Genomic DNA, 16,786 nt, shown 5'->3' with positions numbered 1-16,786 from the left:
GGGTTCGCTGCGGCGAACCCCGACACAGGTTTTATTCTGCGCCCCGTTCGGGATGCTCAGGGATGTTCCACCCGGCAGAGCCGCGCTTGTCCGAGTCACTGGCAGCAGTTGCGTCATCGAACTGCCCGGATTGCCGGAAACGGACTCGGCAGGCACCCCCCGCGACCCAGCGACCGGATACGACTCCGGTCCCTCTCCCGACACCGTGTGGGTGCCGTGTCCAGCTTCATGGACGACACAGCAGACCGCATGAGTGGAACATTCCTTTAGCGATACTCCATTCGGCGGGCTCGCCGTGTCATCAAGCCCCGGGGACGTCCCCGGCCGGCACACCCCATGCCGCCCTATCTTCGCCCTCAACCAATTTCTCTATAACGCATCGAAATTTCTTTCCTCAGGGTGGATGAATTCGGCAACACCAATGGTCTGGATCAATTATTTCCCAATCATGGGCCCTTCCCCTGATATGTTGATCAAAACCAGGGTTTTCGACATCACGCGGTGAGCCATCGGCTACCGTGAATGCGCAGCGAGGCCCCGGCCTGGCTTTCGCACGACGTTGACGTGTCTTTTGGAGGGTGAAGACATGACTCAATCCGCCTCGGGCGCCGGTGTCGGCTGGCTCTCGAATCTCGGCTTCGCGATCGCCGACGACGCAAAGGCCGCTTCGGCGAACCTTTCCGCGACTTCGGGCCAGGGCTTCGCACTCAGCCGAGACGACGCGATGAGCATGCTGAACGTGGCGAGGCAGGCTCGCTCGCACTTCACCGAGATGCGCACCATCGCATACAAGCTGACCCGCGTCACCGCGCCGGCGGACGATCCCGGGAGTAACAGCTACAACGACGGACTGGTCGGCAGCGGTCAGCGGCAAGGCGCCTTCGCGGCCGGGTCGCGCAACGTGGAGCAGATGATCAAGTACTCCGAAGATCTGGTGCACAGCCTGGAGAAAGCCCTGGGCATCACCGTCACGTCCGACGAGACGGCCGCCGCCGGCCTGAAAACGACAGCACAGGACACGAAGACGGGATTCGCCGGATGAGTCGCCGCATGATGACCCGAACGCTCCTCGTGGTGACGATCGCCGTCGCCGTCGGGGGGTGCACGGGTGGGGAGCCGTCCGCGGGAACGAACGGCACCCCATCGCCTTCCACCCAGGGAAAGACGTTGCCCTACGGCGGCGCGCCCAAGGTCGAGCACCCGCTGCCCGCTTCCGTGCTGTCCGGCGACCCCTGCCAGGAAGGGCTCACTGCCCAGCAGCTCGCCGAGGCGCTGGGCACCCCCTCCGCCGGGCGGAAAAAGGAAGTTCCCGTCCTGGGAAGCACCTGTACCTGGGATAATGACGCTTCCGGAGCCCAGGTTTCGGTCGGATACACCACCAAAGTGCCGGACGGTCTGAGCGCCGTGTATACCAACACCAAGAAGCAGGCGAAATTATGGCGTGAGCTTCCCCCGATCCAAGGGTTCCCCGCCGTCGCCGGCTCCACTTTCGACGCCACCGCGAAAGACGGATTCTGCCAGGTGAGCGTCGGCATCACCGACCAGCTGACCACCGATATCGGCCTCACGCTGGGAGCAACCAAACGGGGCACCTCCGATCCGTGTGATGTGGCGGCGCGGATCGCCGACATGGTGGTCACGAACCTGCGGCAGAAAGCCGGTATGTGATGGGCTTCTTCGATTTCATCGGAGAAGCCGCCCAGTGGGCGGCCGACCGGATCGATGACGCCGAGCAGTGGGTCGAGCAGCGGGCGGACGACGTCGGTGACTGGTTCTCCGATCTGTACCACGGCAATCTCGGCGATCAAGCGGTGCCGGCCCCGGCACTGGTGCAGAAGATCATCGCCAGCCAGGGCGCGCAAAGCTGGCACGAGGGCAGCGAAACGGCCAAGACGCTGGCTCGCATGCACGATGAGGGCAACGATCTCGTCCGGCGCATCAGCTCCGGGCTGGAATCCTCGTGGACCGGCTCAGGGGCGGACGCGGCACAAGCGCGGATCCGGCCGTTCGCCGAAGCCCTCACCTCGTCCGCGCAGATCACCTCCGCCAACTCGGACAACGTCTCCGAGATCGCGCATTCGTTCGATGAAATGAAGTCCTCGCTGCAACCGATGCCGCCGGCTCCGCCGCACAAGAATTTTTTCGACCAGGCGAGCCCGTGGGACACCGACACCGAACGTCAGATCAACGAGTACAACGCGGTCGCCAAGGACAACGTCGCCCAGTACCAGGCATACGCGAGGCACATCGAGACCAAAGCGCCGAACCTGAACGCGAACTACACGCAGCTGTCCGGTTTCGGCGAGCAAGACTTCGCAATCGATTCTCACGGAACTTCCGCCCAGGCAAAGACGACCGATGGGCAGCACTCGCACGCGCCGGACAGCAACGCCAGGCGGTCGCAGTCCGGCGCAACGTCTGGTCCGGCTTCGCCTCCGGCAGGGCAGGGAACCATGGCGCCGCCGAGCGGCAGCGTCGCCCCGCCACTGGGACACCAGGCTGCGGCTCCGCCAGGAGACGGTACGACGAGCGCCGGGTGGGCGCCGCCGTCTTCGGTGGTGAATCCCGGTGGGATGCCGAGTGGCGGTGGAAACGTTGGAAACGGCGCCAGCCCCTGGGCGCCGGGGGCAATCGAGTTCGACGGCATGGGGACCGGCGCACGGGCGGGTGTCGGGAGCGGTCGCGGCGCGTACGAGGGTCTCGGCGGCAGGAGCGGCGAAAGCACCGGAGGCGGCCGGAACGGCGGCGGGGGCAACAACAGCGGCAACAGCGGCAACGCCGGCGGCCGGTACGGCAGCGGGAACAACGGCCGCGCGGGCGGTGCCCGGTTCGGTGCGGGAATCGACGCTGGTGAGGAAGCCGTGGGACGAGGTGCCGCGACCGGGCGAGGTGCGGCAGGGGCACGGGGCGCCGCCGGGATGGGCGGCATGGGTGCCGGCGGCAAGGGCAAGGGCGAGGAAGACAAGGAACACCAGCGCAAGTACGGCATCGACGACGACTCGGCGTTCACGTTGGTCGACGACGAGGGCGAACGGGTGCTCGATCCGCGGACCGGGCTGCCGCCGACGCCGCCGACCATCGGCGGATGAAGCGCGTTTCATGACGATCATCGAGAGGCCGGTCCGGATTCCGCGGCCGGCATTCCTTGCAGCGTGGGAATTCGAAGGCCTCGGCGCGCCGCCGGTGGTGGTCGAGCAGACGGCGTCGTACACGGCGGCGGGGTTCGGGGTGGAGTTGCGCAGGCGGTCTCTGGAGCTGCTCGGGCAGTTCAGGCTGGCTGCGGACGGTGCGCTTGCTCCGCAGTTGCGGGCCGCATTGAAGCTCCTCGCCGGCGCGCGACGTGAGGTGTATGCGTGGAGTGATTTCGGCGGGCACCGCGAGGACAACGGGGCGATCCTCGCCGCCGCGGGTGGTGGTGAGGCGGTTCGGCTGATCACTGACGGTCGCGCGGTGCGAATTGAGCCGGTCTCGCCGAGAAGGCTTTCGAGCAGTCTCGTGGAAGCGCTGCCGGGGTGCGAGCCGGCGCGGATCCGGCCGCAGCAGGTGCCGAAGGCCTACTACGACGCGGACGGGTACTCGGACGATCCGCTGACCGAATCGTCCGCGGCGGCCGACGACCTGCGACACCTCATGCGCGCCGGGCGCGACGCGGTGCACCAGCTGTACGCGGCGGTCCGCGACGGTGCCGGCGAGCGGGTGCGCAGCATGCCGCTGTCTGCGATCGATCTCACCGGGCGCGGTCGCATCCTGAGCTTCGTCAACGACGATCCGGCCGGGGCGCCGCAGATCAACGTGTACTCCGGGACCCGGGCGCATCTCACCGACGCGCTCGATCTCACCCTCCGCGAACTCGCCTGAGCACCTGGTCACCGACACCGCCGGACCGGCCGGGCAGCACCAAGTCAAGTCTTACATTTCGCGAAATCAGCTGGAATCATGACCAATTGGGGTAATTTCTTGGTTGAGAGATACTTCCCGCCGTAGAGCTCCGAAACCCGCACGACAGGAGGATCCCGATGACCCGGAACCCGGACCAGCCGCCCGAAGCGCCCCTGACCCTGGAATTCCTCGGCACCACCAGCGCCGGCGGCAACTGCCCGAACGCTTATCGCACCAATCGCGGCACCTACGTGGTGCAGGGCTACAAGGTCGAGGACCCCGTTGCGCTGCGCCAACTGCACGATCGCGGGATGCCGGACACCGAGACCGCGGTGGAGATCCCGGCCGGGCTGGTCAAATTTCTCCAGCCAGAGCGGTAATCTCCGCGCGCGGAGCGCTGGATTTCGCCAAACTCGAGACCAGATGTGGGAAGATGCGAACTGGTTCGAGGAGTTCAGCGTGCGATAGCGAGGGCGTGTGCCAACCAGCTTCGAGAAGCGCCGGGCGGAGTTCGGCGAATACCTTCGCCGGCTCCGGGTCGAGGCCGGGTACGAAACCGGGAAGGACTTCGCCCGGGCGATCGGCTGGAACGCGCCCAAGGTCAGCAAAATCGAGAATGGCAGGCAGACCGCGGGCGACGAGGACCTCGAAACCTGGCTCACCGCCGTGCACGCGCCCGCCGAACGCAGCGCCGAACTCCGCGTCCGGCTCGCCGCGATCCGGGACGCCTACGCGAGCTGGCGGGAGAAGGTCCGCGACGGATACCGGGCGCGGCAAGAGGAATCCCTCAGCCGCGAGGCCCGCGCACGGCGGATCCGCGCGGTCGACCTGCTCATCGTGCCCGGATTACTGCAGACCGCCGCATACGCCCGCCATGCGATCCTCAGCCACGCCAAGGTCCACGGCGGCGCCCAGGACATCACCGAGGCCGTGCGGGCCCGGATGCAACGGCAGCAGATTCTCCACGAACCCGGCCGGACCATCGAGCTGCTCACCGCCGAAGCCGTGTTCCAGTACCCGATCGCACCGCCGGAGGTGATGATCGCGCAGGTACACCGGCTGCTCTCGATCATCGGCACCCCCGAGATCCGGTTCGGCATCATCCCGGCGGGCACCTTGCTGCCCTACCCGGTGACCGGCGGCTTCTGGATCGTCGACGACGTGGTCATGATCGAGAACGCGCCCGGGGAACACCTCGTCGACGATGTGGACGAGGTCGGCACCTGCCACGAGGTCGCCGATCTGCTCTGGACGATCGCGGCGGAGAACGACGCGGCGAAGACCGTCCTGCAACGCGTACTCGACAACACGTCCCGATAACCCGGCCCGGACGGCAAAGAGCGGGTGACGCCCCCCGGCGCCACCCGCTCCCTTACCGCGCTCAGACGGTCGGTGCGACCCCCTGGGTCACAGCACCGACGTCGATGGTGTGGCTGCCCTCGTTGGCGTCGACCGCGCCGAGGGTCCAGGCCACCTGCACGGACGGGTCGATACGGTCGCCGTGCATGTTGGAGTCCGAAGGCGCGGTCACCGTGACGGCGTTCGGGGTCTGCTTCTCCTCTTCGCCCGCGATTGCGGTCCAGTGCAGCGGCACGTAGGCCGAAGAGCCGTTGACGAGCGCCACCGAGGGCGCGTTCGCCGGGGCCTCGTTGTTGACCAGGACGTTGTGCGCACCGACGAGCGAGACGCTGAGGTTGCCGGGAAGGTAGCAGCGCTCACCCATGTTCGCGGTGAACTGCAACGCCGCGTGCCGGTTGCCCGCGCCGGAGTCGCCGGGCACCAGCTTCGTGGTGAATTGGTTGGAGGTGCACGGGAAGACCGTCGGCTCGGCGGCACTGGCACTGGTCGCGAAGTACGCCCCGGCTCCGGCGGCCACGCCGGCGACAGCGAGGGCGGCGGCAGTGCGGCGAACCGTCGTGCGAATGGTCATCTGGTTCTCCCCTTGTTACTCAGGTGGCCGGACGGACTCTCCGTCGGCAGAGAACAACCGATCAGTGATTGACTCACCTTGATTGTTCTCAACCGGTAAGACGTCCACATCGACCCAAGGGTGTCCGACTGTGACATCAACCCCACTAAAGCAACCCGAAAGAGGGGCACGCCCGAGCGTGTAGCCCCGAGCGGAAGACCCTGCGTAATGCGAGGGCACTCGTCAGTGGATGTCGTCCCGCCCGAGAGGGCGACCGGGCAGAGGAGTACCCGGCTGGGCGCGCAGGCCGTCGATCATGATGGCGACGCAGCGCGCAGTGGAGATCTCCGCGATTTCCGGATTCCGGGGAGGCAGCCGGCGAAGCAGTACAGCGAAGAGCATGGCCACGTCACCGGCGCCGACGTCCTTGCGGAGGTGCCCGTCCTCCTGCGCGGCACGGACCAGCGACTCCACCTCGATCAGCAGACTCTGCCGCAGATCGGAGATGACCGGGTCCTCGCGAAGGATCTCATAGGCCTTCATCGACACCATGGCCAGCTGAATGGACAGCTGCAGGTCCATCGACCCGTACAGCAGCCGCACCAGCGCGGCCCACGCGGTCGGCTCCGCCTCCGCCGCCGCGCGGGCGTCTTCGAGGACGCGGGCGAAGTTGTCCACGGCGACCGCTCGGACCAGCGCGTCCCGATCAGGGAAGCGGCGGTACAGCGTGCCGACACCGACTCCGGCGGACCGGGCGATCTCTTCCATCGGAACCTCGGGACCGTGTTCGGCGAAGATCACGCGCGCGGCGGCGATGATCTGGTCGCGGTTTCGCCGCGCGTCCGCTCGCAGTGGCGTTTGCGGGTCCGCACTCATCCCGGTCATCCCTCCGTTGCGCAGGCCTTTGACGTGCTCAGAGATTCTCGCACGCCCCGGACGACGCCCCCGGACAGTAATTGTCACCCCATTGCTCGTGGACGACGATCCTCCACTTGAGTACCGTGGTCAGTGAACCGGAATGTATTCCTCCGCATTCGTTCCGTGACGGTGCACTTCCACACAAAGGGGTCCCACCATGACCGAGCTCGCCCGATCCGAACTCGACGAAGCCGCGCTGATCGACCCGGAAGCCGCGGACCCCGGGCTGAAACACTTCCCGCTGGCCCGGACCTGCCCGTTCTCGCCGCCGCCGGAGTACCGGGAGTTCGAGCAGGACAGGGCGCAGCTGGTCGGGATCCCCTCCGGAGAGCGGGCCTGGGCGCTCGCCCGGCACGAGGACGTGCGGGCCATGCTGAACGACTCGCGGTTCAGCTCCGACCGGTTCAACCCCGGCTTCCCGATGCTCTTCAACGACGGAGGGCGAGGACGGACGCCGAAGATCAAGCCGTCACTGATCAACCTCGACCCACCGGTGCACGGGCAGGCCCGCCGCTCGGTCGTCGGCGAGTTCACGGTGAAGCGGATGAAGGCGCTGCAGCCGCGGATCCAGGAGATCGTGGACACCCAGCTGGACGCGATGCTGGCCGGCGACCGGCCCGCCGATCTGGTCACGGCGCTGTCGCTGCCGGTGCCGTCGCTGGTGATCTGCGAACAGCTCGGGGTGCCCTATGCAGACCACGAGTTCTTCCAGACACACAGCTCGAACTTCCTCGACCGGCAGGCCACCGTCGACCAGCGCGAAGCGGCCACCGTGGAAATGCGGGACTACCTCAGCGGGCTGGTCGCCGCCAAGGAGGCCACGCCCACCGACGATCTGCTCGGGCGCCAGATCGAGAAGCTGCGCGCGGAGGGCACCTACGACCACGACGAACTGGTCGGGCTCGCCTTCCTGCTGCTCATCGCCGGGCACGAGACCACCGCCAACATGATCTCACTGGGCACCGTCGCGCTGCTGGAGAACCCGGACCAGCTCGAACTGATCAAGCAGGACCCGGGCAAGACGCTCGACGCGGTCGAGGAACTGCTGCGGTACTTCACCATCGCCGAGTTCGCCACCTCGCGGGTGGCCACCGAGGACGTGGACATCGCGGGCGTCACGATCCGGGCGGGGCAGGGCGTGCTCGGCCTGAGCCACGCGGCCAACTTCGACCCCGAGACCTTCGCCGAGCCGGACCGGCTCGACTTCACCCGCGGCGCGCGCCATCACGTCGCGTTCGGCTACGGGGTCCACCAGTGCCTCGGCCAGAACCTGGCGCGGCTGGAGCTGCGGATCGTGTTCGACACGCTGTTCCGCCGGATTCCCACGCTGCGGCTCGCGGTGCCGTTCGAGCAACTGCCGTTCAAGCACGAATCGTCGATCTTCGGCCTGCACTGCCTGCCCGTCGCCTGGTGACGAGAGACCCGCGATGACGACGATGGAAGAGCTCCCCGCCGCCCGGACCTGCCCGTTCGCCCCGCGCCAAGCTGGTGAGCCTTTCCGTCCTGCTGCTCATCGCGGGACACGAGACACCGCGAACATGATCTGGCCGGGCACCGTGGAGTTCCCGCGCCGTCCGGACCAGCTCGCCCTGATCAAGGCCGATCCGTCCCGCACGTCCGCCGCGGTCAGGAGCTGCTCCGCTATTACTCCATTGTGGACACCCGCCGGGCGGATCGCCAGTGCGGACACCGAGATCGGCGGCACCCTGGTCCGGGCCGGGGAAGGCGTGCTGCTGACCACCTACGCGAACCGGGACCCGGCGGTGTTCGAGGAACCGGCGACGTTCGACCTCGACCGCGGAGCCCGTCACCACGTCGCGTTCGGCTTCGGCCCGCACCAGTGCCTCGGCCAGAACCTCGCCCGCGCCGAACTGTGGATCGTGTCCGACACGCTGTTGCGCCGGATCCCCACGTTGCGGCTCGCCACGTCGCTCGACGACCTCGCGGTCAAGGACGACGCATCCATCTACGGCCTTTACGAACTACCCGTCACCTGGTGAAGGAGGATTCCCAATGACCACCACCGAACAACCGCGGATGCCGGTCGCGCGCACCTGCCCGTTCGCACAGCCGGAGCAGTACACCCGGATGAGCGAGGAGCAGGGCCCGGTCCGGGCCGCCATCCCGAACGGCAAACAGGCCTGGGTGGTCACCCGGCACGAGGACGCCCGGTCGGTGCTCAACGACCGCCGGTTCTCCTCCGACCGGCTCAAGCCGGGCTTCCCCTTCCTGGTCGAGGGCGGCAACCCGTTCCGCCGCAACCCGAAGCCCTCGATGATCTCGATGGACGCGCCGGACCACGGCCCGACCCGCAAGGCCGTGGTCGGCGAGTTCACCGTCAAGCGGATCACCTCGCTGCGGCCGCGGATCCAGGAGATCACCGACAGCCTGATCGACGACATGCTGGCCGCCGGCGGCGAAGCCGACCTCGTCGAAATGCTGTCGCTGCCGCTGCCCTCACTGGTCATCTGCGAACTGCTCGGGGTGCCCTATGCCGACCACGAGTTCTTCCAGGGGAACACGAAGATGCTGGTCAAGCAGAGCACTGGCGAGTACGAGCGGCTGGCCGCCTCCGATCGGCTCCGCGATTACCTCGGCGACCTGGTCACGGCCAAGGAAGCCGCGCCGGGCGACGACCTGCTCGGCCGGCAGATCGTCAAGGCACGCGCTGAAGGCACCTTTGACCACGATGCGCTGGTGTCCATGGCGTTCCTGCTGCTGCTCGCCGGGCACGAGACCACCGCGAACATGATCTCGCTGGGCACGCTCGCGCTGCTGGAGAACCCGGACCAGCGGGCGAAGATCGAGGCCGACCCCGGCCGTACGCTTGACGCGATCGAGGAGATGCTGCGGTACTTCACTGTCGTGGACACCGTGACCTCGCGGGTGGCGACCGAGGACGTCGAGGTCGGCGGAGCGGCCATCTCGGCCGGGGACGGGGTGATCGTGCTCGGCTACACGGCGAACTGGGACCCGGCCGTCTTCGAGGCACCTGAACGGCTGGATCTGGAACGCGGGGCACGCCACCATGTCGCGTTCGGCTTCGGCCCGCACCAGTGCCTCGGCCAGAACCTCGCCCGCGCCGAGCTGCAGATCGTGTTCGACACGCTGTTGCGCCGCATCCCCACGCTGAAGCTGGCGACATCGGTGGAAGAGTTGCCGTTCAAAACCGACTCGGCGGTCTACGGCGTGCACCGGCTGCCGGTGACCTGGTAAGGATCAAGATGCTCCCACCACGAGCAAGGAAGAGGGAACCATGAAGATCATCGCGGACACGGGCACGTGTGTCGGCGCCGGCCAGTGCGTGCTGACCGAACCCGAGCTGTTCGACCAGAGTGAGGACGACGGCACCGTCATCGTGCTCAACGACACGCCCGAGGGCGAGCTGGTCGAGAAGGCCCATGAAGCCGTGAACCTCTGCCCAAGCCAAGCACTCTCACTACAGGAGTGACCCGTGCCCCCGCCTTAAAGCTGTGAAGGGTCCCTTCACGGACTCAGCGTCCGTGAAGGGACCCTTCACAGCCGTGGGCTCAGCGCAACCGCAAGGTCGTCTTCGGGTCGAAGGCGTGGGTTTCGCCCTCACCGCGCAGGCCGACGCGCACGTTGTCGCCGATTCGCGGCGGGGTGCGGCCGTCCACGCGGACCACGAAGCGGTCGTCGCCGACCTTCCCGTGCAGGTACGCGTCCGCGCCGAGTTCCTCGACCAGCTCGACGACGAGTTCGAAACCGTCGTCGCCCGCGCCCACCAGGCGCAGCGACTCCGGCCGGATACCGAACACGACCTCGGACAGGTCGGCCGCCCGCGCAGCGGTCAGCTCCGCGGTCGGCAACGGCACGTTCAGGTCGCCGAGCTTGACCCCGCCACCGGTGAGCGGCAACGTGGCCAGGTTCATCGCGGGCGAACCGATGAAGCCCGCGACGAACGAGTTGGCCGGGTTCTCGTACAGCTCCCGCGGCGAATCGCACTGCTGCAGCTCGCCGTCCTTGAGCACCGCCACCCGGTCACCCATGGTCATGGCCTCGACCTGGTCGTGGGTCACGTAGATGGTGGTGGTGCCCAGCCGCTGCTGGAGCTTCGCGATGTTGGCACGGGTCTCCACCCGCAGCTTCGCGTCCAAGTTGGACAGTGGTTCGTCCATCAGGAACACGCTCGGTTCGCGCACGATCGCGCGGCCCATCGCCACCCGCTGGCGCTGCCCACCGGAGAGCGCCTTCGGCTTGCGCGCCAGGTACTTGGTCAGATCCAGCATCGCGGCGGCCTCGTCGACCCGCTGCTTGATGTCGGCCGCCGAGAACCCGCGCAGCTTCAACGCGAAGCCCATGTTGTCGGCCACGGTCATGTGCGGGTACAGCGCGTAGGACTGGAACACCATGGCGATGTCCCGGTCCTTCGGCGGCAGGTCGGTCACGTCGCGGTCACCGATCCGGATGGCGCCCTCGTTGACCTCTTCCAGCCCGGCCAGCATGCGCAGCGCGGTGGACTTCCCGGAACCCGAGGGACCCACCAGCACGAGGAACTCGCCGTCGGGTACTTCGAGGCTCAGCTGGTTCACCGCGCGCACGCCCGGGTTGCCGGGGTAGATACGCGACGCCTGGTCGTAAATCACTTCTGCGGACATCTGCGCTCTCCCTTTACTTCACTGCGCCCATGGACAGACCGCGCACGAGGTGGTTCTGCGCGAACCAGCCCACGATCATCACCGGCAACGAGGCCAGCAACGCGGCGGCGGACAGCTGGGCCCAGTACAGGCCCTCGCTGGTGATGAAGCCGACCAGGAACACCGGCACGGTGCCCGCCCTGGCGGCGGTGAGGTTGACCGCGTAGAAGAACTCCGTCCAGGAGAAGATCACGCAGATCAGTGCGGTCGCGGCCACCCCGGGGGCGACCACCGGCATGATGATCTTGCGCAGCAGGGTCGGCAGGTTCGCCCCGTCGATCCGCGCCGCCTCGATCATTTCGCCGGGCACCTCCATGAAGAACGACCGCATCATCCAGATCGCCAGCGGCAGGTTCATCGAGGTGTACAGAATGATCAGCGCCCACACCGTGTCCAGCAGGTCGGTGTTCTGCGAGATGATGTACAGCGGGATGATCGCCGCGACGATCGGCAGCATCTTCGTGGAGAGGAAGAAGCTCAGCGCGTTCCTCGTGCCCTTGACCGGCGCCAGCGACAACGCGTACGCGGCAGGGATGCCCAGCAGCAGCACCAGCAGCGTCGAGACGATCGTGACGAAGACGGAGTTGCCGAGGTAGGGCAGGAAATCGCCCTTCAGCACTCCGGCGATCTGGTCGAAGGTGGGCTTGAAGAACAGCTTCGGCGGATCGGTGTAGGCGTCCGACTCCTGCTTGAACGCGGTGAGGATCATCCACAGCAGCGGGAAGACGAACAGGATCGCGATGATCCAGGTGACGACGGTCAGCGACGCCGGGCCGACGCGGCGCTTGGCCTTGCGCCGGGGCGGCTGGGCGGTCGTCTTCTCCGCGGGTGCGGTGACGGTTGCGGTACTCACTTCGTGCCTCCGTCCACGGAGAACGCGCGGAACATCAAGCGCAGCGCGAAGGTCGCCACGATCATGGTGATGATCACCACGACCACGCCCATCGCCGACGACTGTCCGACGTCGAAGCCCTCGAACGCGCGCTGGTAGATGTAGAACGGCAGGTTGGTGCTGGCCGTGCCCGGCCCGCCCTGGGTCATCAGGAAGATCGCGTCGAAGCTGTTCACGATGTAAATCGCACCGAGCATCGTGGCCAGCTGCAGGAACCGCGACAGGTGCGGCAGCGTGATCGAGTAGAAGGTGCGCCAGCGGTTCGCCCCGTCCACCGAGGCGGCCTCCAGCACCTCCTTCGACTGGCTCTGCAGCCCGGCCAGGGTCAACAGCATCATGAACGGCGTCCACTGCCACACGATCTGCGCCATCACCGCGGCCAGCGGGAACTTCGACAGCCAGTCGGTGTCGGTGCCGAACACGAAGTGCAGCAACCCGAACGTCGGGTCGAACATCGTGGTCTTCCACAGCAGCGCGCCGGCCGCCGGGAGGATCAGGAACGGCGTGATCAGCAGCGTGCGGACGAAACTGCGGCCGATGAACTTGCGGTCGAGCAGGATCGCCAGCCCGAGCCCGAGCAGCAGCGACACCATCACGCACACCACGGTGAGCACCACGGTGTTGACCAGTGCGCCGAGGAACGTCGTGTCGGTGAAGACGTCGATGTAGTTCTGGAAACCGACGAAGTGCCGCGAGCCCGGCCGCACCAGGTTCCACGACTGGAACGAGTAGAACAGCGTGAGCAGGAACGGAATCTGCGTCACCGCGATGACGAAGATCAGCGCGGGCAGCAGCGGCAGCCGCCGCTTGCCCGAACCCGCGGCCTTCTTCTTCGTGCCGGCGCGGGTGTTCGCCGGCGCGGGGCCGGCGGGGACCGTGACAGTGCTCATCCGGCCACCTCCTGATAGGACTTGCCCACGGTCTCCGCGTACTTCTGCGATTGCGCGAGCGCGTCCGCGACGGAGGTCTGCCCGGCGATGGCGGCGGACAGCTGCTGGCTCACCCGGGTGCCGAGGTCCTGGAACTCCGGGATCCCGACGAACTGGATGCCCGGGTAGGGCACGGGTTGCACCATGGTCTTCTGCTGGTTCGCGTCCGCGATGCCGTCCAGCGTCGGCTGCGCGTACGTCTTGGCGGCTTCCTTGTACTGCGGGATCTCGTACGTGGACTTGCGGGTGCCCGGCGGCACGCGGTTCCAGCCGTAGGTCTCGCCGACCTTCTTCGCGTACGCCTTGTCGGTCATCCACGCCATGAAGTCCCAGGCGTCGTCCTTGGCCTTGGCGGCCTTCGGGATGGCCAGCGACCACGCGTAGAGCCAGCCACTCGCCTGGGTCTTGTCGACCGGGGCGGCGACGTAGCCGTTCTTCCCGACCACGTGGCTGGTGGACGGGTCCTCGGTGGTGCCGGTCATCGACGTGGCGTCGTACCACATCGCGGCCTGGCCCTGCGCGTACCGCGTACCGCACTCGGTGAACCCGGCGCTGGAGGCCCCGACCTCACCGTGCTCACGCAACAGGTTCACGTAGAAGTTCGCGGCCTTGGCGAACTCCGGGCTGTTCAACTTGGCGTTCCAGTCCTTGTCGAACCACTGCGCGCCAAAGGTGTTCGCCATGGTGGTGAACGGCGCGAGGCTCTCGCCCCAGCCGGGCTTGCCGCGCAGGCAGATGCCGGCGACGCCGTTCTGCTTGTCGTCCAGCTTCGCGGCGTACTCGGCGATCTGCTCCCAGGTGGGATGCGCCGGCATCGGGATACCGGCCTTCTCGAACAGGTCCTTGCGATAGACCACAAAGGACGATTCACCGTAGAACGGCACCGCGTACATCTGGTTCTGGTACGACAGCGACTCCCGGATGCTCGGGATGAAGTCCGCCTCGTCGTAGCCGGGGGTGGCCTTCATGTGCGGCTCGAGGTTTTCGAGCCAGCCGTTGGCCGCCCACTGCGGGGCCTCGTAGTTGCTGATCATCACCACGTCGAACTCGCCGCCGCCGGTGGCCGTGGACGCAGTGATTTTCGCGCGGGCCTCGTTCTCCGGCAGGGTGACGAACTTCAGGTTGACGCCGGGGTGGTTCTTCTCGAACTCGCCCTTGAGCGAGATGGCGTCCTTCATCTGCGCGTTGGAGACGATCGCCACGACCAGGGTCCGCCCGCCGTCGCCCAGCGAGCCGGCACCGGCGCATCCCGTCACGAACAGCGCGGTCGCCGCCAGGAGGCACAGGAGTTTACGCATGGCCACCTCCTGGCAGAACCTGGATCTTCAGCCCGGTGCCGCTGCGCATCTTCGCCAGCGCCTCCGGGTACTGCTCAAGCGGGAGCGTGTCGGTGATCAGCGCCTCGGTGTCGATGTAGCCGTTCGCTACGAGGTCGAGCGCGGTGCCGTAGCTGTTGAGCACGGCCATGGAGCCGACGACGGTGATCTCGTCGTTGTAGATCCGGAACGGCGAAAGAGCCACCCGGGCCTCGGCGGGGGCCACCCCGAACACCAGCAACCGGCCGCCGCGGCGCAGCGCGTCGAACGCGGATTCGATGGCCGGCACGGCGCCGGTGCAGTCCACCGCGGCGTCGTACCGCTCACCGTCCAATGCGGACACATCCTCGGCCACCGCGGTGGCACCCAGGTCGGTCGCGCGCGGCAGCCGGGCGGCGTTGCGGTCGACCATCGTCACCTGGGCACCGGCCCGCTGCAGCAGCTGCTGCATGATCAGGCCCATCGTGCCGGCGCCGACGATCAGGAAGCGCTCGCCCGCTTCCACGCCGATCCGGCGCACGCCGTGCACCGCGCAGGAAACCGGCTCCACCAGCGCGCCCTGCTCCCAGCTCAGGGAGTCGGGCATCCGGTGGCAGGTGTCCGCGGGCACCGCGACGTATTCGGCGAACGCGCCGTTGACCGTGTCGCCGGTCGCGTTCCAGTTCGCGCAGAGATTGCCGTGCCCGGACCGGCACGGCGTGCAGTACCCGCAGTAGATCGACGGGTCGACCGCCACACGGTCGCCGACTTTCCACTCCCCCGGCACGTCCGCGCCGAGTTCGACGATCTCCCCGGCGAACTCGTGCCCGGGGACGATCGGATACGGGGTCGGGGGGAAGTGCCCGTCGGCGATATGCAGGTCCGTCCCGCAGATCCCGCAGGCACCCACCTTCACGACGACCTGGCGCTCTCCGGGTTTGGGATCGGGAACCTCGCCGACCCGGATCTCACCGGGCCGATCCACGATCGCGGCACGCATGCCACATCACCTTCCTGGGTGCTCATTCGAGCAACATCGATCAATGCCGCACCTGTTATGCGAAGAGCATTACACGAGTTTCCTGGGTGTTACGTCAACACTAACGCTCAGTTTCAAGCTATAGTGCTCATGTGAGCAGGAAGAAAGGGCAGTCTCCACTGACCGAGAGCCTGCGCCTGGCCACCATGGCGCGCCGGTTCTACGTGCAGGGACACTCCAAACTGGAGATCGCCGACGAGTTCGGGGTGAGCAGGTTCAAGGTGGCCCGCATGCTCGACGCGGCACTGGAGAGCGGGCTGGTCCGGATCGAGTTCGACCTGCCCGCCCCGGTCGACGTCGAACTCTCCGACGAGGTGCGCAGAGCGTACCGGCTGGACCGGGCGCTGGTGCTGGAGCGATCCTCGCTGCGGGAGCCGAAAGAGGTGGTGCGCCGGCGGGTCGGCGCGCTGGCCGCGCGGCTACTGGAGGAGATCGCGGTACCCGAGGATGTGATCGGGCTCTCCTGGGCGCGGTCGGTGAACTCGATGACCGAGGCACTGCGGGTCATGCCACGCTGCCCGATCGTGCAACTGTGCGGAGTACAGGCGGGCATGGACATGCGTGGCCGTTCGGTGGAGACGGTCAGCCGGGTGACTTCGATCTCCGGCGGCGACGCCTATCCGATCTTCGGCCCGCTGGTGCTGCCCGACCAGCGAACCCTGGACATCCTGCGGCACCAACCGGGCATCGCGGAGACCTTCGCGCAGTTCGCCAAGCTCACCAAGGCGGTGGTGAGCATCGGCGCCTGGGCGACCGGCGAGTCCACTGTGTACGACGCGCTCGACGACGCAGAACGGGCCGCGATCGCCGCCCGCGGCGCGACCGCGGAGGTGGCCGCACGGCTGTTCGACGCCTCGGGCGCGCCGGTGTCGACCGGGCTGACCCATCACGTGCTGGCGATCGGCCGGGAGGAACTGATGTCGGTGCCGGAGGTGATCGCGATCGGCTACAGCCAGCCGAAGGCGGCGGCGGTGGACGCGGTGCTGCGCTCGGGCCTGGTGTCCACTCTGGTCACCGACGCCGCGGCGGCAGGACCGCTGCTTGACCTGGCGGCGGAGACCCCGTTGCCGCCCCCGTCCTGAGCCAAGGGGCGTGGCTGTGAAGGTTCCCTTCACAGCCACAGCGTCCAGGGTTCCGGCAAAGTCGGTATAGAGGTCCGTGAAGGGACCCTTCACGGACTCTGAGTCTGTGAAGGGTCCCTTCACGGACCCGAAACCGGTCCGGCGCACGCCACGAGGTGGTCGCACACACCTCCGCATCGCCCACT

General features: G+C 67.3%; 17 protein-coding genes and 1 pseudogene. 11 read left to right on the top strand and 7 right to left on the bottom strand.

Going from position 1 to position 16,786, the window contains the following annotated elements; genetic code table 11:
* Positions 1-586: 586 nt before the first annotated feature.
* The 6 genes from D5S19_RS30535 (at position 587) to D5S19_RS30510 (ending at position 5,199) form a co-directional block, all read left to right on the top strand.
* Positions 587-1,042, top strand: a complete 456-nt coding sequence (locus D5S19_RS30535; RefSeq protein WP_120026808.1) for a hypothetical protein — start codon at positions 587-589, stop codon at positions 1,040-1,042.
* A gap of 32 nt (positions 1,043-1,074) precedes the next feature.
* Positions 1,075-1,668 (top strand): DUF3558 domain-containing protein, encoded by a 594-nt coding sequence (locus D5S19_RS30530; protein ID WP_233574263.1) that lies wholly within the window; start codon positions 1,075-1,077, stop codon positions 1,666-1,668.
* The gene (locus D5S19_RS30525) at positions 1,668-3,089 is read left to right on the top strand and encodes a hypothetical protein (RefSeq protein ID WP_120026807.1); all 1,422 of its coding nucleotides are present in this window, start codon (positions 1,668-1,670) and stop codon (positions 3,087-3,089) included. Before D5S19_RS30530 ends, D5S19_RS30525 begins: the two co-directional genes overlap by 1 nt.
* Positions 3,090-3,099: 10 nt before the next feature.
* Positions 3,100-3,858, top strand: coding sequence for an ESX secretion-associated protein EspG (locus D5S19_RS30520; RefSeq protein ID WP_120026806.1), 759 nt, complete (start codon positions 3,100-3,102; stop codon positions 3,856-3,858).
* 158 nt (positions 3,859-4,016) lie between these two features.
* On the top strand, positions 4,017-4,259 hold the full coding sequence (locus tag D5S19_RS30515) for a hypothetical protein (RefSeq protein WP_233574262.1): 243 nt from the start codon (positions 4,017-4,019) through the stop codon (positions 4,257-4,259).
* 97 nt (positions 4,260-4,356) lie between these two features.
* The gene (locus D5S19_RS30510; protein ID WP_120026805.1) at positions 4,357-5,199 is read left to right on the top strand and encodes a helix-turn-helix domain-containing protein; all 843 of its coding nucleotides are present in this window, start codon (positions 4,357-4,359) and stop codon (positions 5,197-5,199) included.
* A 61-nt stretch (positions 5,200-5,260) separates the two neighbouring features.
* Here D5S19_RS30510 and D5S19_RS30505 read toward each other — a convergent pair whose 3' ends face one another.
* Together D5S19_RS30505 and D5S19_RS30500 are read right to left on the bottom strand one after the other, a co-directional pair.
* Positions 5,261-5,809, bottom strand: a complete 549-nt coding sequence (locus tag D5S19_RS30505) for a DUF4232 domain-containing protein (protein ID WP_120026804.1) — start codon at positions 5,807-5,809, stop codon at positions 5,261-5,263.
* A gap of 222 nt (positions 5,810-6,031) precedes the next feature.
* Positions 6,032-6,664 carry a TetR/AcrR family transcriptional regulator gene (locus tag D5S19_RS30500; RefSeq protein ID WP_120026810.1) on the bottom strand — a complete coding sequence of 211 codons (633 nt, stop codon included), beginning with the start codon at positions 6,662-6,664 and terminating at the stop codon, positions 6,032-6,034.
* Between the two features lie 199 nt (positions 6,665-6,863).
* On the opposite strand from D5S19_RS30500, the gene D5S19_RS30495 reads away from it, so the two are divergent.
* The 4 genes and pseudogenes from D5S19_RS30495 (at position 6,864) to D5S19_RS30480 (ending at position 10,157) form a co-directional block, all read left to right on the top strand.
* The gene (locus D5S19_RS30495; protein ID WP_120026803.1) at positions 6,864-8,120 is read left to right on the top strand and encodes a cytochrome P450; all 1,257 of its coding nucleotides are present in this window, start codon (positions 6,864-6,866) and stop codon (positions 8,118-8,120) included.
* A gap of 65 nt (positions 8,121-8,185) precedes the next feature.
* A pseudogene (locus D5S19_RS30490) lies at positions 8,186-8,706 on the top strand (cytochrome P450); the annotation flags it as partial.
* Positions 8,707-8,719: 13 nt separating this feature from the next.
* Positions 8,720-9,922, top strand: a complete 1,203-nt coding sequence (locus D5S19_RS30485) for a cytochrome P450 (RefSeq protein WP_120026801.1) — start codon at positions 8,720-8,722, stop codon at positions 9,920-9,922.
* Between the two features lie 40 nt (positions 9,923-9,962).
* Entirely contained in the window at positions 9,963-10,157 is a 195-nt protein-coding gene (locus D5S19_RS30480; protein WP_120026800.1) for a ferredoxin, read from the top strand.
* Between the two features lie 79 nt (positions 10,158-10,236).
* Here D5S19_RS30480 and D5S19_RS30475 read toward each other — a convergent pair whose 3' ends face one another.
* The 5 genes from D5S19_RS30475 to D5S19_RS30455 form a co-directional block, all read right to left on the bottom strand.
* Positions 10,237-11,325 (bottom strand): ABC transporter ATP-binding protein, encoded by a 1,089-nt coding sequence (locus tag D5S19_RS30475; RefSeq protein ID WP_120026799.1) that lies wholly within the window; start codon positions 11,323-11,325, stop codon positions 10,237-10,239.
* A 13-nt stretch (positions 11,326-11,338) separates the two neighbouring features.
* On the bottom strand, positions 11,339-12,127 hold the full coding sequence (locus D5S19_RS30470; RefSeq protein ID WP_120026809.1) for a carbohydrate ABC transporter permease: 789 nt from the start codon (positions 12,125-12,127) through the stop codon (positions 11,339-11,341).
* Between the two features lie 86 nt (positions 12,128-12,213).
* The gene (locus tag D5S19_RS30465) at positions 12,214-13,146 is read right to left on the bottom strand and encodes a carbohydrate ABC transporter permease (protein WP_120026798.1); all 933 of its coding nucleotides are present in this window, start codon (positions 13,144-13,146) and stop codon (positions 12,214-12,216) included.
* Positions 13,143-14,483, bottom strand: a complete 1,341-nt coding sequence (locus D5S19_RS30460) for an ABC transporter substrate-binding protein (protein WP_199730790.1) — start codon at positions 14,481-14,483, stop codon at positions 13,143-13,145. Before D5S19_RS30460 ends, D5S19_RS30465 begins: the two co-directional genes overlap by 4 nt.
* Entirely contained in the window at positions 14,476-15,480 is a 1,005-nt protein-coding gene (locus tag D5S19_RS30455) for a zinc-dependent alcohol dehydrogenase family protein (RefSeq protein WP_120026796.1), read from the bottom strand. The genes D5S19_RS30460 and D5S19_RS30455 overlap by 8 nt, the downstream gene beginning before the upstream one ends.
* Before the next feature lie 185 nt (positions 15,481-15,665).
* Between D5S19_RS30455 and D5S19_RS30450 the strand changes: the two genes are divergently transcribed.
* Positions 15,666-16,601, top strand: a complete 936-nt coding sequence (locus D5S19_RS30450; RefSeq protein ID WP_120026795.1) for a sugar-binding transcriptional regulator — start codon at positions 15,666-15,668, stop codon at positions 16,599-16,601.
* Positions 16,602-16,786: the final 185 nt, after the last annotated feature.

Origin of the sequence: Amycolatopsis panacis, assembly GCF_003600245.1 — a bacterium.
Classification (GTDB): Bacteria; Actinomycetota; Actinomycetes; order Mycobacteriales; family Pseudonocardiaceae; genus Amycolatopsis; species Amycolatopsis sulphurea.
The sequence above is the reverse complement of the archived record's forward strand: the minus strand, read 5'-3'. Positions and strand labels throughout refer to the sequence as shown.